The following is a 15,056-nucleotide window of genomic DNA, read 5'->3' as shown; positions in this document are numbered from 1 at the left end:
AATAAAAAAATATTGAAAACCACCAAATTTGGTGGTTTTTTTTGGATATGGTTAGAATATTTTAACGTTAAAAATAAAATAATGAACTTCGTAATTAACCGCTTTTCCAGATAAAAAATAAACGCAAAGCTCTTTTTTGAAAATCCCGAAAAAAGATTTAAAAAGTGGGTAAATAATCTTTTCTTCTTCAGTATAATCCGGAATTGTAATTCCATAAAATTGTTCAATCTCAATCTCAATAAGATGTAAGAAATCATTTTTGGATGATGACATAGTCAGCCTGTTATTTAGTATTAAAAAACTATATACGAAGAATCTGTATTTTCAGATTTGAAAACTATAAATTCTATGTAAAACTTATCCTCAACTCATTTTATACACTAACAAATATAGCTATTATAAAGAACAAAAAGCTTCCAAAAACACAGAGACTTTTTCGTGTTGTTAAATTAAAACCGTTATGCCTCTATAGTACATTACGATTTTTTATGAACTAATTTTCAGATATTTACCTCCCAAAAAAAAACTTCGGATATACAAACCCTTTATTCAAAAGGATAAAAACACTTATGTAGATTATTTCATATTTTCGTTTTAAAATATTCACAACTAATTGATTTACATATTAATATTTTTTTTATTTTTAAATAACCAATAACCATAAAACAAAATACTATGAAAACATCAATTTCAAACGAAGAATTCTATGCTGGTTTGCAGCAACTCCCAAAACCTAAATATCCTTTTCCCGATTCTATGCACCCTGATTTTCAACAACAGCGGGAAGAGTATTATGACTGGATTGACAGAGAGTATATTTTCCACAGCAAAGAAGCACGTGAAAAGCACAAAAAACATAACTTGACTGATATTGCATCCCGAGGTTGCCCTTCTTTAAAAACATTTGCAGAATTGCGCCCTTTGGCCAGTTACGCAGCTAATGGAGCTATGATGGATGATTATTGGGATACTTGTACCCACAGTGAAATGATGGAAATAAGTAAACGTATTATGTTATTACTTACAGGAGAAGATACTAACGAACCTACTGACAATGGTATATTCCATCAATTCTGGGTACTAAGACAAGACTGTCTTACCTGTGAAATGCCTGAAAGACTCTACAAGAAATTTATAAAATCATTGAATGAGGTTCTGATTGGGTATGCAGATGAAAGGGTATATTATAGAACCAATACCATTCCTCCGTTAGCTGTTTATTTACTTATTCGTGAGGCTACAAGTGGGGCCCAACCATTCTGTAAATATGTCGCAATGCAAAAAGAATATCGCCAGCTTCCTGATGACGTATTAGAGCATTCTCACATACAACGTCTTCATACACTCTGTGCTATGATGATAGGAATACATAATGATATTATTTCCTTACCTAAGGAACTTCATCGGGAAGGTGACACTATGAATCTTGTAAAAGTATTACAGCAGGAACATAAAACCTCCATAAATGAAGCTTATATGATGGCACTTGAACTTCATGATAATTACTTAAAGGAGTTTCTATTATTGCAGGAAAATTTACCATCATTTGATAAATGGCAAAACATGGTGTATGATTATGTACAGGATCTTGGCATTATGGTAGCCGGCGTTTATGCTTGGCATACGAATGATACAACCCGTTATGTAAATGGAGGATATGTAGATGCTGAATTTATCACTCAGGGAGAATAGGCAAATATCTTTTACAATGACAATACCGCTTTGAAACCCATTTATTTGGTATGGAAAGAATCAATAAAATTCACACATTTAGATAAAAAAGCGCATCAGTTGATGCGCTTTTCTTTTAAAATCTAATTATTGAATATCGACTACATACATTGTTCCTTTGTCTACTTTCCCTGTTTTAGGGAGAATCTTAGCCTTGGGGTTTCCATTTCCGTCATCTGTAACACCGAAATCATCATCATTGAAAATAGCCAGTTTGTTATTTCCTAAATAAACAATTCCTTCAAATTTATCATGCTCGTAACCTATTTTGGCTACCAAGTCAACGGCCAACGTTTTGGAAACAGGTTTCAATCCTGCCGTGTTTATCTCATCCCACGTAGATTGCTCAAGCGTTTTATTATTAATTTTTAACCCATCAACTGCTGTAAGATCCGCTCCGCTTACATCTGAAGCACCCGTTAAGTTTATTCTGTATACTTTTTTAGTTCCGCCTTGCGAACCGAAGTTACCATCTCTTTCAATCACTAAAAATTCGGTGTTGCTGATTGCTGTAATATCACAAACAGAATCTGAACCACCACCATTTTGCTTATATAGATATTGTTTTGTTTGCCCTGTTGCAAGATCAAAAGTTACAATCCTTGTTAATGTTGTATTCGTTGCTAATGCTTTATTAGGAACATACATTGTAGATTGCATGGTGCCTACTAACATTTTTCCGTCTGGCGTCATACACATTCCTTCCATTCCTCTGTTCGGTCTTCTTTTGGCTAAAACTGCCGGTAATTTTCTTGGTCCGGTATTGACTCCGATTGGGCTTATTCTTTCCAACTCTACTCCATCTGCATTATAATGAACGATGTGTGGACCGTATTCATCCGAAACCCAAAATGTACCATCTGCAGCTGCCACAATACTTTCACTATCTAATCCATAATTATCCGTTGGTAATACATTTCCCGCAACATCATACGCTGTCTCTCCTGTACTTCCCATTCCAACAGGGTTTGGACGACCTGAAATAGGCTGTCCTGAAGGATTTTTAAGTTTGATGTATTTAATTACTTCAATATTACCTTGCTCATTGATCTTAAAATGCATAATAGTTGGCGTAAAATTAGGAACCAAAAATTTTACTCCACTTAAATAAGCTGTATTCGGGCCTCGGTCTGTAATCACATAAAACTCTCCTTTTCTTGTAGGATGTGCTGTTGCTCCAGATCCAAAACCTCCATTAATCACATCTATTCCATTTACCGTTGCCAGAGTAGTGAACGGAAACTCCTGTGGAAGTTTAGAATAGTTGATATCCTGATTGTTTACATTATCATCGTTATTATTGTTACAAGCCGTTAAAGCCATAAAGGCAAGAACTGGTAATAGGATTTTTTTCATAGTTACTTTTATGGCAGCGAAAGTAAGTACTGAATGTAAACTGATCTTGAATGGAATGATAAATCTGTTTTAATTTTTGTCTATTATTTTTTTTAGGAGCTATTTCCCGCTTTCCGTTGCAATCTTTTTTTTTCAAAAAAAGAATTTTCTCTGCAATCGGGGCTATGGTTATAGGAATGGTGGCTTCGCGAACCTCAGCCACCAAGAATTTTTGCCGTTCTTTCTAAGTATAATTTCACTATTAAATATGTATATTTTTTGTCATTCTGGAAGAATCTCCACAAGGATTTTTCACAATCCGATCTCTATAAAATGAGTTTAGATTCCTCCGGAATGATCTGTGTTAAAAAGCAACTTATTTAACAAAAATCTTCTCTATATATTTCTTTTTTCTTTCCAATTGCAAATGCTTGTTTTAAGAGTTTATTGGCAAGAGCTATCTTTGCCACTCTTTCAGCTTTTCCATTTGTGATAAGTCTTTCATACATTTCTTTACATTTTTTATTCCAACGTTTGGCTGACCAGCTGCATAGATACAATAGCTTTCTGATCTGAGATTTACCCATCTTACAAATACTTGATCTTCCTCGCACACTGCTTCCACTTTCATAAATCCGAGGACTGAATCCTACAAAAGCAATGAGTTGTTTGTAATGTTCGAACTTCTTAAAGTTATCCGTAATTACAACCAGCATAATGGCCGTTTTCATACCAATTCCAGGAATACTGGTAAGACATTTTATTGTTACTCCAAATTCCTCCAAAGCCAGCTTTTCTATCTCAGATTCCAGCATTTTCTTTCCTATTTGAAGCTGTTCTAGTGACTCTTGTATTTCTTTTTCTAGCTTTTCATCCAGAAAACCGCTGCTTAAAAATGCCTCTAGCTGATTATAAGTTTGACTTATCTGCTTCTGAATCATTTCGATTCTTGTATGCATTTGACGAATTCTGATACATACTTTACTTTCAGGGCTCCACAAACTCAAATCATCTAGATTCTTTTTTCCATATTCAGCGATAACCTTAGAATCTGCTTTATCCGTTTTGGCACGTTTTAGTCTTGATTGAGCATAACGTTTTATCGAGAGTGGATTTGCTACCACTACATTAATCTCTTGTGAATAGAGATACTCTGCTAGTGGAAGATAATAAGTACCGGAAGCTTCCATCACTACAAAATCTTCTTTTTCAACGAAGGATATCAATTTTTCAAAACCTGATAAATTGTTTTTTAAAACCTGATGCTTCCAAAGGTTCTCTTCCAAAAAACTTACATCAAAAACTTGTTTACTAATGTCAATTCCTATAATTTTACTCATAACTATACTTTTACAGGAAAAGAGAAATACTACACTTGTCTATCTATCCTAAATACAGGCTTTTTGCCTAATGATCTGTTCAGACTCGGTAGTAAAAAGAGTAAAGGGATTAACATTCCGGAAGGTCTTGAAGACTAATGACAATTTATAACCTTATTCTTCACTCTCTTTTCCTTTTGTTTAATAAAATTAATATTTTACAAACATAGGATGACAAATTTTATGGGTAATGAGAATATGCTATTAAAAGGATTTTGAGATTGCTTCGTCGCTTCACTTCTCGCAATGACTGAATTTTGTAATGGCGACAAATACCCTAGCCCAGATAGAAACGGCTACCCCACAGCAAGCCTTGGGAAAGAAATGGCGCGAGGAGTAATAGTGGATAGCTGGACTAGCTTCTAAAAAATATAAATGATATTTAGATTCTTCCTTCGTCAGAATAACAACTAACCGTAAAGTTGATCTTTGTAAAAAAGAAAAAACGCGCCAAAATTGACGCGTTTCTCGTAATTATCTTTCAAAGAAAATTATTTCTTTTCTTTTGTTGCTCTCTGTAAAACCTCATCTACCATTCCGAAGTCTTTTGCTTCAGTAGAAGTCATCCAGTAATCTCTGTCTGACGCTTTTTCTACCCATTCGTATGATTGACCTGAATGTTCAGAAATAATGTCATATAATTCTTTTTTCAATTTCAACATTTCTCTTAAGTTGATCTCCATATCAGAAGCCACACCCTGTGCACCTCCTGAAGGCTGGTGAATCATTACTCTTGAATGCTTAAGCGCAGAACGCTTTCCTTTTTCTCCTGCAACAAGCAATACCGCTCCCATTGAAGCTGCAATACCTGTACAGATTGTTGCTACATCAGGCTTAATGATCTGCATCGTGTCATAAATTCCTAATCCTGCATATACACTTCCTCCAGGAGAATTGATGTAAATCTGAATGTCTTTTGAAGGATCTGAACTCTCCAAGAACAAAAGCTGTGCAGTTACGATATTAGCAACCTGATCATCAATTCCTGTTCCCAGGAAGATAATCCTGTCCATCATCAAACGAGAAAAAACGTCCATTTGAGCTACGTTCATTCTTCTTTCTTCCATGATGTACGGTGTAAGATTGGTTGGACCATACATTCCCATATACTGATCGGTAGCAAGACCGCTGTTTCCTAAATGCTTTACAGAGAAATCTCTGAATTCTTTTTTAATGTCCATATTTCTATTCGTATTATTTAAAATTTATTTGAGATGTAAATTACAACTATTATTCCTAAAATTTTATAGGACTTTTTGTCACAGGCGACCAGCCTATTTTTTCAATAATCTGTTTAGAGAAGTCGTTTAGCATCATAATTTTCTTGATTGCATCAAAATACTTTTCCGAATTGGTGTCACGATATTCTTCAAGATCTGCTGTCGTTTGCTTGATCATTACGTGAATATAATAATATTTGTGAATTAAGATGTTATTTTCCACTTCTTCAGCAATGTGATCTCCCATATTGGGTGGAAATATATTTCGGGTAGCCCAGTCACTCAATTCATTAGGATGCATTAAAGCGTCTGCTACTTTTAAAGTAATATCCGCATCCATCAACGTGATAAAAAAACTTCCTGATCTTAATTCATCATGCTCAATACCTTCTTTGATATTATTGATGATTTTTTGATTGGTTTCTATCTGGAATTCATATTGTTCTTCTTCAAAATGATTAAGAATTTCCTCAATTACCGTTACTTCATATTCTTCATTCTTGTCATTTTCTCTGTGAAGAACTACGTCACCAAACATGAGCATCGTATCTATCAACTTATTTTCTTGATGAAGAATATTAAACTGTACAGAATCTATCTCATTCTCTGGCTTGGGTACAATTTCTAATTTCGCAGGCTTCTGTTCTTTCTGCTGCTGAACATGTTGCGTCTGATTTTGTGTAACCTGTCTTTGAACATCCAGCTCATTAAACAAACTCTGCTCAGACAACCCAAATTTATTGGAAACTTCTTTTAGATAAACCTCTCTTTTAAGCGCGTTCTGTACAAAAGAAACCGATTTTACGATATTCCTGATGGCGTCTGCTTTCTTTATCGGATCACTTCCCGCATCTTTTAAAAGGATCTCTGCTTTAAAATCAATAAAATCCATCGCTTCATTTTCGATGAATTTTTCAACATAATCTTGTGGATGTTTTCTCGCAAAAGAATCGGGGTCATCACCTTCCGGGAATAAAAGAACACGAATGTTCATCCCTTCTGTAAGTAACATATCAATGCTTCGGAAACTCGCTTTAATCCCAGCATTATCTCCATCAAAAAGAATCGTTACGTTTTCCGTCAATCTCTTGATAAGCTTAATTTGCTCCGTGGTTAAAGAAGTTCCTGAACTTGCCACAACATTTTCAATACCCGACATATGAAGTGAAATTACATCCATATATCCTTCTACCAAAAGACAAATATTTTTTCTTGAAATCGCCTGTTTTCCTTGGTTTAAGCCATACAAAACATTAGACTTATGATAAATCTCCGTTTCAGGCGAGTTGAGATATTTTGCTGTTTTAACGTTATTTCTAAGAATTCTGGCTCCAAAACCAAGCACCCTGCCCGAAAAACTATGAATTGGGAAAATTACCCTTTCACGAAAACGGTCGATTCCTGCAGGAGAATTTTCAGGAAAAATAGAAAGCCCGGATTTCTCTAAAATTTCTTTTGCATATCCTTTCTCTAAAGCAAAAGCGGTAAAAGCATTTTTCTTTTCAGGAGAATATCCCAATTGGAATTTTTTAATGATATCATCCTTTAGTTCACGCTCTTTAAAATAGGCTAAACCAATAGATCTTCCTTCGTCAACTTCCCAAAGAAAATTTTGATAATAATCATTGGCTATTTCATGAATTTTATAGAGTAAATCTCTTTCAGACTGAGCGTTTTTTGCTTCTTCTGAATATTCACGCTGATCTTCTTCAATTTCAATCCCGTATTTTTTTGCTGCGTGGCGCAGTGCTTCAGGATAGGTGAAGTTTTCGATTTCCATTAAAAAAGAGATCGCTGTCCCTCCTTGCCCACTGGAAAAATCTTTCCATATCTGCTTACTCGCAGAAACTACAAAACTGGGTGTTTTTTCTTCATGGAACGGACTGAGTCCTTTATAATTAGACCCTGCCCTCTTCAACTGCACATATTCGCCCACAATCTCTTCTACTCTGATCGTGGAGAATATTTTATCTATGGTCTGTTTAGAAATCATGGTGTAAAAATAAGGAATTAGTTTTTCAATGGTAAATTTAAATTCTTAAAAAGGACACAATTTCCTGCTAAAACCTTATTTTTGAAAATTATTTTGAGACTAAAATCTTATCATTTTTGATGGCAAATGATCATAAATTTTTCACTATTTATAAACCTGCAAAAGGCTTTGTTTGGACAAGAGAAAGAATACTTTATACTTTGCTCTTTGTCCCGTTTTTAGCCATTACATTTGTTCTTTATATTCTAAGAATACCGGATAAAGAAATCCCAAAGTGGTTTTCATTAATGATTAATATTCCCATTATTATTGGAGTTATAGGAGCTTTTATTAATGTTTGGTTTCATGAACAATTAAAAGGTAAATTAGATGGAAAATTAATTTTCGAAAAAGAAAAAATCACAATTGAGAATGAAGTTTTTTGGACGAAAGACTTACAATATGTTGAAATCACACAAAACAACTATAAAGGAAAATATATTCCGAGAAATGGAGCTGACGGAATGTTTTCACAGGGTTGTAACAATACACTTAAAATCAGACTTTCAAATCATCAGGAAAAGCGTATTTTATTTCAAATAAAAGAACCGAGAGAACTTCTACAAATATCGAATCAGCTTAATTGCTATATAGAGCAGGGATTAATGACAAAGGAAGCAAGAAACAGTACATTAAACTATAATTATAATGGAATTTAAAATCAATAAACTTGAAGACTGGCAGGAAATAGTAGACCACATTATTCCTGAAATAAAATATAATATTCTTTTACTAAAAGGAAATTTAGGCGCTGGAAAAACAACGTTCACACAGGTTTTGCTTAAAAACCTAGGAAGTACAGACGAGGTAAACTCTCCTACTTATTCTATTGTTAATGAATACAATACACCCAAAGGAAAAATTTTTCATTTTGATTTGTATCGCCTAAAAAGTATTGAAGAAGTGTATGATATTGGTATTGAAGAATATCTGGATAATGCTTTTTTATGCATTATAGAATGGCCTGAAGTGTATGAAGATGAGCTTTACGGACTTAAGTATCATACAATGAGTATTGTTAACACGGGAGAAGAAAGAGAAATCACATTCGACTAAATATTATGTATCTTTGTAGAATAAATTCAATCATCAAATAATTATCTGTAAGACATAATTTAGTTTACAAAAATGAGTACTACAAATATTTTTACTCCATTTACTGAAGAAGAATTAATGCCGCAAGAGGAAAAGTTGGAGGTTATCAGAAAAGGAAGACAATTCAGTATTGGTATTCCTAAAGAAACCTGTCTTCACGAAAGAAGAACATGTATCACTCCAGATGCCGTACAGGTATTGGTAGAGCACGGCCATGAGATCATTATTGAATCTGGGGCCGGACAAGGTTCATTTTTTACAGATTTACAGTATTCTGAATCCGGAGCAAAAATAACGAATGATCCCAAAGAAGCTTTCACACAAGATCTTATTCTAAAAATAAACCCTCCTACAGAAGACGAAATTGATTTTATGAAACCGAATACCTATTTGGTATCGGCGCTGCAAATTAATTTAAGAGAGAAAGGATATTTCTTAAAACTCGCAGAGAAAAAAATTAATGCTATCGCTTTTGAATTTATCGTTGATGAATACAAGCAACTGGCATTAGTACGATTGGTAGGCGAAATTGCAGGAACCGTTTCTATTCTATACGCTTCTGAATTATTAGCATTATCCAACGGATTAATGTTAGGCGGGATTACAGGAGTTCGTCCTTCTGAAGTTCTTATTCTGGGCGCAGGAATCGTAGGTGAATTTGCAACTAAAGCTGCCATCGGTCTTGGAGCAAGTGTAAGAGTTTTTGATAACTCATTATCAAAATTAAGAAGACTTCACAGTATTGTTGACAGCCGAGTTCCTACTTCGATTATTGATCCGAAGGAACTAAGCAAAGCATTACGACGTGCAGATGTTGTTATTGGTGCTCTTCCAAGATTAAATATGCAGCCTATCGTTACCGAAGATATGGTAATGAAAATGAAAAAAGGCAGTGTAATTATCGATATCACTATCGATAACGGGAAAGTAATTGAAACATCTGAGCTTACCACCATGGAAAATCCTTACATTATCAAACATGGTGTAATCCATTGCGGACTTCCGAACTTAACATCAAAAATGCCAAGAACAACCACAAAAGCGATCTCAAACTTTTTCCTTTCTTATATTTTAAATTACGACGAAGAAGGCGGTTTTGAAAACATGCTAACCCGCAAAAATGAAATGAAGCAGAGTTTATATATGTACAAAGGAAGGCATACTAAAAAAGTAATCTGCGACCGTTTCGGACTTACTTATCACGATATCAATCTTTTAATTTTCTAATGAAGAAGCTTAAGTTTTATATGATTGGTCTTATTCCAGGACTAGTTATCGTATTTTTTATATTAAACAAAAAAGGGGCAAGCTGCAGTGGCTATTTACCCAACAGCCGTGTAATTGCAGAAACTCTTTCTAAAGATTTTAAGTATTCAGATAGTTTTAAAAACGAAATGAATACCTACAAAATCAACGAAAAATTCTTAAAAGACGAAATCATCACCAATGGTACTATAGATTTTGACAGAAGTCATGCTCAACAAAAACCATGTCCTGATTATTTGTTATTTTACCCAAAAGAAAACCCAACATACGAGGTTACATTTGAAAAATGTGAGGAAATTGTAACGCTGAATTCTTTAAAAAAGTTGAAGTAGATTTTCGTAAAACAAATTATAATCGAAAAGAACTTTGTAACCTTTGCGTTAAAATTCAATGTAGGGATGCTTCGGCTCCGCTCAGCATGACATCGCTAATACTAGACGTTAAAAAAATAACCAAAATACATTACAACTAATGGACGGCAATTACTACATGATTCATGATTACCTGATATTCATTGGAGTATTTGCTATTTTTGTTTTTCTAACGATGAGTATTTATCTGTTCAGTCAGAATCAAAAATTCAAACAAAGAAATACAAAACTTCTCGAAACAAATAAACTAATTGAACAAAGATTAAACGAAGTTCAGTTAGAACATATTGGTACAAAACTGAACCCACATTTATTTAAAAACATCTTAAATTCTGTTCAGTCCCACGCCTATCAAACCTATATGTCGTTGGATAAACTGGCGAATGTTCTGGATTATATTTTATACGAAAGCAACAATAAATTTGTAAGTCCAAAAGAAGAACTAACTTTCGCTTTAAGCTTAATTGAGATTAATAAAATAAAAATCAATCCGCTTTTTGACTTTAGAATTAAATCTAAAATTAATAAATCAGATGAAATTTTTGAAGAAAAGGTTTTTGCTCCTTTAATTACTGTTGATCTTATTGAAAATGCTTTTAAACATACCGATTTCTTAGCGCAAGACTCATTTATTTCTATTCAATTAGAATTGGAAGACCGGATTTTCACAATGAAAGTAAGCAATAAAGCTTCCCTAAAGAATGTATTGGAAAAAGAGAAAAGCGGATTTGGAAGTCAGTCTTTAGATCAAAGGTTAAAAATGATCTACAACAATTATTATCAGCTTACTAAAAGTTCAAAAAATGGTATCTTCACAGCCGAATTGGTAATTAATTTAGGTGAATTCTATGATAAAATGCGTTATTCTTGATGATGAATTACTGGCAATCAGCTATTTAAAACTTCTATGCGAACAAATTGAGAATGTAGAAGTTGTAAAAGCATTCAACGATCCTAAAATTTTTCTGAACGAAATTGGTAACCTTGACTGTAATCTCTGCATCTTAGACATCGAAATGCCGGGCATGACTGGTCTTCAGGTAGCAGAGCTTATCTCAGATTCAAAAAAAATCATCTTTACAACCGCTTATAAAGAATATGCTGCCGAAGCATTTGATTTAAATGTGGTGGATTATGTGAGAAAACCAATCAAAAAAGAACGGTTGATTCAGGCATTTGAGAAAGCCAAAGAATTAGTTTCTGCACCGCAAAAGAAGGATTTTATAGAATGGAATACCAATATTGGGAAAACCATCATCTTCACAGAACAGATCGCTTATATTAAAACTTCAGAAATCGACAGCCGTGATAAAGAAATCATGCTGAATGATGGAACAACAATTGTTCTGAAAAATCTCAGTTTTAAATCTCTTCTGGAAATGCTTCCATCAAAAGATTTTGCACAGGTTAATAAAAAAGAAATCATTGCATTATCTTCCATCAAAGTATTTTCTACCAATGAAATCATCACCTCAATCTCCGTAGACGGAGAAAATTTCATTAAACTCCAAATTGGAGATACCTATAAAAATTCATTATTGGAGATGTTCGGAAAGTAGACTTTTCATACGTTTTCTATTTCATTACAGATTTAATCCGTTTCATTACATCCCTCCTATTTAAAATATTTAGTCAGCGTACTTTTGCATTGATTAAATAATTTGACAGTGAAAAAACTTTTTTATGTTTGTGGAATTCTCATATCCGGATGGTGCTTCTCTCAGGAATCAACTCCTAAAATAAAAGCTGCATTTTTTGACGGAGTTGCAGTGGCCGGATATGTAGATCATGGGGCTTTTATTAATTTTACAGGACCTAATATAAGCGTAACGCACAAAGACGTTAAATTCATCCTCGGAATGCTTCCGTCACTGAGAATTAAAGAAGACAAATCTTCCGGTACCAAAAACAGTATGATTACTCCTAATCTGGGCGTAGGCCTTACTGCGGTTTACAAAAAAATTGCTCTTCAGATTCCGGTGTACTACAACTCTAAAACCGCTGCAGAAAACGGCGCATGGAAAGTGGGTATCGGATTGGGCTATTCTTTCAAATAACTTTTCGTTACATTATTGAGGACATTTATTACATTTTAAAAAGAATATTATTTAACATAACTATATTCTTATCAACTTTGCATTTAAATATTGGAATTATGAATTTGGGGAAATATAGAAATCTAATTTTTTACGTTGTTACCATTGCCGTTTTTTCCGGTCTTATGTATTACTTCATTGTAGAAGGACAATCATTAGAAGTGGGAGAAAATATTATTGTAAAAACAAGTACAGGCTCTACTTGGGAGAACTTTGTAGAATCTTTTAAAGCCAATCTGCATCATCCGCTCGCTTTGTTATTAGCACAAATCGTTACTATTATTCTAGTTGCGAGACTGTTCGGATGGTTTTGTATGAAAATAAAACAACCCACGGTAATTGGAGAAATGATCGCAGGTATTGTTCTAGGACCATCCCTTTTAGGAATGTATTTCCCAGAATTCTCAACCTTCCTTTTCCCAAAAGAATCGTTAGGTAATCTACAGTTTCTGAGTCAGATAGGATTAATTCTTTTCATGTATATCGTAGGAATGGAACTTGATTTGAGTGTTTTGAGAAAAAAAGCTCATGATGCTGTAGTCATAAGCCATGCAAGTATAATTATACCATTTGCGTTAGGAATTGGGCTATCCTATTTCATCTATAAAGAATTTGCTCCTGACGGAATTCAATTCACCTCCTTTGCTTTATTTATAGCCATCGCTATGAGTATTACCGCTTTTCCGGTATTGGCAAGAATTGTTCAGGAGAGAAATCTCCAAAAAACAAAACTAGGGACCGTTGTTATTACCTGTGCAGCAGCCGATGATATTACCGCTTGGTGTATTTTGGCAGCCGTTATTGCTATTGTAAAAGCAGGTTCTTTTGCAAGTTCAATCTACGTGATTATCATGGCGATTGGATATGTATTTTTAATGATCAAAATTATAAGACCATTCCTTAAAAGAATTGGCGACTTGCAAGCAGGTAAAAATACCATCAACAAACCGATGGTTGCTATTTTCTTTCTTACATTAATACTTTCTTCATATGTAACAGAAGTTATCGGAATCCATGCTTTATTTGGAGCTTTTATGGCGGGAGCAATCATGCCTGAAAATGCGAAATTCCGTACTATGTTCATTGATAAAGTAGAAGATGTTGCATTGGTTCTTTTACTTCCATTATTCTTTGTATTTACAGGGCTTCGTACGCAAATAGGACTACTAAATGACGGCCATTTATGGATGATCGCCGGTTTCATTATTCTAACAGCCGTAATAGGAAAGTTTGTAGGAAGTGCATTGGCCGCAAAATTCCTCGGAATCAATTGGAAAGAAAGCTTAACCATTGGAGCCTTAATGAACACCAGAGGTTTAATGGAGTTAATTGTTCTGAACATTGGATATGATTTAGGCGTTCTAAGTCCTGAGATCTTTGCAATGATGGTTATTATGGCATTATTCACTACTTTTATGACCGGGCCTGCTCTAGATTTCATCAATTATATTTTCAAATCTAAAAAAGATGAAGATGAACCCCAAGATGACAATGATCCTAAATACCGTGTTCTCCTATCGTTTGATAACCCGGAATCCGGAAGTACTTTATTAAAATTGGCACACGATTTCACCAATAAGATGAACGGAAATAAGAGCATCACCGCAATGAATATTGCTCCTGTAGACGAAATGCACGCTTATGAGATTGATGAATATGAAAATGAACAGTTTAAAAATGTTATTGAAACCTCACATGATCTTCAATTAGAGGTAACAACCCTTTTCAAAGCTTCAACAGATATTGAAAATGAGCTGACTCATATTACCAATAAAGGAAATTATGATTTACTCCTGATCATGCTTGGAAAATCAATGTATGAAGGAAGTTTACTCGGCAGATTATTAGGTTTTACCACCAAAATCATTAACCCCGAAAAGCTTTTAAATACAGTAAAAGGAAAAGGTAATATTTTCAACAACTCCCCTTTTGACGATTTTACTTTGCAGATCTTGGATAAAACAAATATTCCGGTTGGCGTTTTGGTTGAGAAAGACTTTAAATCGGCTGAAAGAGTATTTGTACCCATCTTTAATTTAAGTGATTTTTATTTGCTAGAATATGCGAAAAGACTAATCAACAATAACAATTCTCAGGTCATTATTCTGGATGCCGGAGGACAGATTAGAAGCAATGTTGAGGTTAAAGAATTAATCAGAAGTATAGAACAAGTTGCCCCTAATCACATCACCCTATATAATGAGAAGAAAATCGAGAAAGAATTTCTAGATTCTCAAGATTTAATGCTAATCAGCAGCAAAAGCTGGAAAAGCTTAATTGACACAAAAAGTCTTTGGTTATCGGATATTCCATCAACGTTAATCATTTCAAATCCATAAATTGATTTAGATTTTCATTATAAGAAAACCAACTTTACGAGTTGGTTTTTTTGTTATACTTCTATTAATCAAACTCCAAAACCATACTTTTATCCAATCGTAGTTCTACTACAATTTCTCAAATTTAACATCAAAACTAAGGTGTAAGAAATCTTTTTTTATTAATTTTATCATATAACACACTTGATGGAA

14 protein-coding genes are annotated in these 15,056 nt (G+C 34.0%); 9 read left to right on the top strand and 5 right to left on the bottom strand.

The window, feature by feature from the left end; all coding sequences use genetic code 11:
• Positions 1–51: 51 nt before the first annotated feature.
• On the bottom strand, positions 52–273 hold the full coding sequence (locus tag BUB80_RS13655) for a hypothetical protein (RefSeq protein ID WP_073293740.1): 222 nt from the start codon (positions 271–273) through the stop codon (positions 52–54).
• 648 nt (positions 274–921) lie between these two features.
• On the opposite strand from BUB80_RS13655, the gene BUB80_RS13650 reads away from it, so the two are divergent.
• A complete protein-coding gene (locus tag BUB80_RS13650; protein ID WP_228433812.1) occupies positions 922–1,692 on the top strand; it encodes a terpene synthase family protein in 771 nt (256 codons plus the stop codon).
• 126 nt (positions 1,693–1,818) lie between these two features.
• Here the strand turns inward: BUB80_RS13650 and BUB80_RS13645 are convergent, their stop codons facing one another.
• From BUB80_RS13645 to dnaG, 4 genes are all read right to left on the bottom strand, one after another.
• Positions 1,819–3,087, bottom strand: a complete 1,269-nt coding sequence (locus BUB80_RS13645; RefSeq protein WP_073293736.1) for an esterase-like activity of phytase family protein — start codon at positions 3,085–3,087, stop codon at positions 1,819–1,821.
• A gap of 359 nt (positions 3,088–3,446) precedes the next feature.
• Positions 3,447–4,406 (bottom strand): IS110 family RNA-guided transposase, encoded by a 960-nt coding sequence (locus BUB80_RS13640; RefSeq protein ID WP_073293734.1) that lies wholly within the window; start codon positions 4,404–4,406, stop codon positions 3,447–3,449.
• A gap of 530 nt (positions 4,407–4,936) precedes the next feature.
• Entirely contained in the window at positions 4,937–5,626 is a 690-nt protein-coding gene (gene clpP, locus BUB80_RS13635; RefSeq protein WP_073293732.1) for an ATP-dependent Clp endopeptidase proteolytic subunit ClpP, read from the bottom strand.
• Between the two features lie 55 nt (positions 5,627–5,681).
• Entirely contained in the window at positions 5,682–7,658 is a 1,977-nt protein-coding gene (gene dnaG, locus BUB80_RS13630; protein WP_073293730.1) for a DNA primase, read from the bottom strand.
• A gap of 119 nt (positions 7,659–7,777) precedes the next feature.
• Here dnaG and BUB80_RS13625 point away from each other — a divergent pair, with 119 nt between their 5' ends.
• The 8 genes from BUB80_RS13625 (at position 7,778) to BUB80_RS13590 (ending at position 14,864) form a co-directional block, all read left to right on the top strand.
• Complete coding sequence (locus BUB80_RS13625) at positions 7,778–8,356, top strand: hypothetical protein (protein WP_073293728.1); 579 nt, start codon at positions 7,778–7,780, stop codon at positions 8,354–8,356.
• Positions 8,346–8,753: a tRNA (adenosine(37)-N6)-threonylcarbamoyltransferase complex ATPase subunit type 1 TsaE gene (gene tsaE, locus BUB80_RS13620; protein ID WP_073293726.1), complete on the top strand. Its 408-nt coding sequence runs from the start codon at positions 8,346–8,348 to the stop codon at positions 8,751–8,753. The genes BUB80_RS13625 and tsaE overlap by 11 nt, the downstream gene beginning before the upstream one ends.
• Positions 8,754–8,825: 72 nt before the next feature.
• Positions 8,826–10,019 (top strand): alanine dehydrogenase, encoded by a 1,194-nt coding sequence (locus BUB80_RS13615; protein WP_073293724.1) that lies wholly within the window; start codon positions 8,826–8,828, stop codon positions 10,017–10,019.
• A complete protein-coding gene (locus tag BUB80_RS13610) occupies positions 10,019–10,390 on the top strand; it encodes a hypothetical protein (RefSeq protein WP_073293722.1) in 372 nt (123 codons plus the stop codon). Before BUB80_RS13615 ends, BUB80_RS13610 begins: the two co-directional genes overlap by 1 nt.
• Positions 10,391–10,529: 139 nt before the next feature.
• The gene (locus BUB80_RS13605) at positions 10,530–11,300 is read left to right on the top strand and encodes a histidine kinase (protein ID WP_083547160.1); all 771 of its coding nucleotides are present in this window, start codon (positions 10,530–10,532) and stop codon (positions 11,298–11,300) included.
• Positions 11,278–11,988 (top strand): LytR/AlgR family response regulator transcription factor, encoded by a 711-nt coding sequence (locus tag BUB80_RS13600; protein ID WP_175549613.1) that lies wholly within the window; start codon positions 11,278–11,280, stop codon positions 11,986–11,988. Before BUB80_RS13605 ends, BUB80_RS13600 begins: the two co-directional genes overlap by 23 nt.
• A 108-nt stretch (positions 11,989–12,096) precedes the next feature.
• Entirely contained in the window at positions 12,097–12,486 is a 390-nt protein-coding gene (locus tag BUB80_RS13595) for a hypothetical protein (protein WP_073293716.1), read from the top strand.
• Between the two features lie 104 nt (positions 12,487–12,590).
• Entirely contained in the window at positions 12,591–14,864 is a 2,274-nt protein-coding gene (locus tag BUB80_RS13590) for a cation:proton antiporter (RefSeq protein WP_083547166.1), read from the top strand.
• Positions 14,865–15,056: the final 192 nt, after the last annotated feature.

The sequence above is a fragment of the Chryseobacterium polytrichastri genome, assembly GCF_900142445.1.
Classification (GTDB): domain Bacteria; phylum Bacteroidota; class Bacteroidia; order Flavobacteriales; family Weeksellaceae; genus Chryseobacterium; species Chryseobacterium polytrichastri.
Note: the sequence above shows the minus strand (reverse complement) of the source record. Positions and strands in the feature narration are given on the sequence as shown.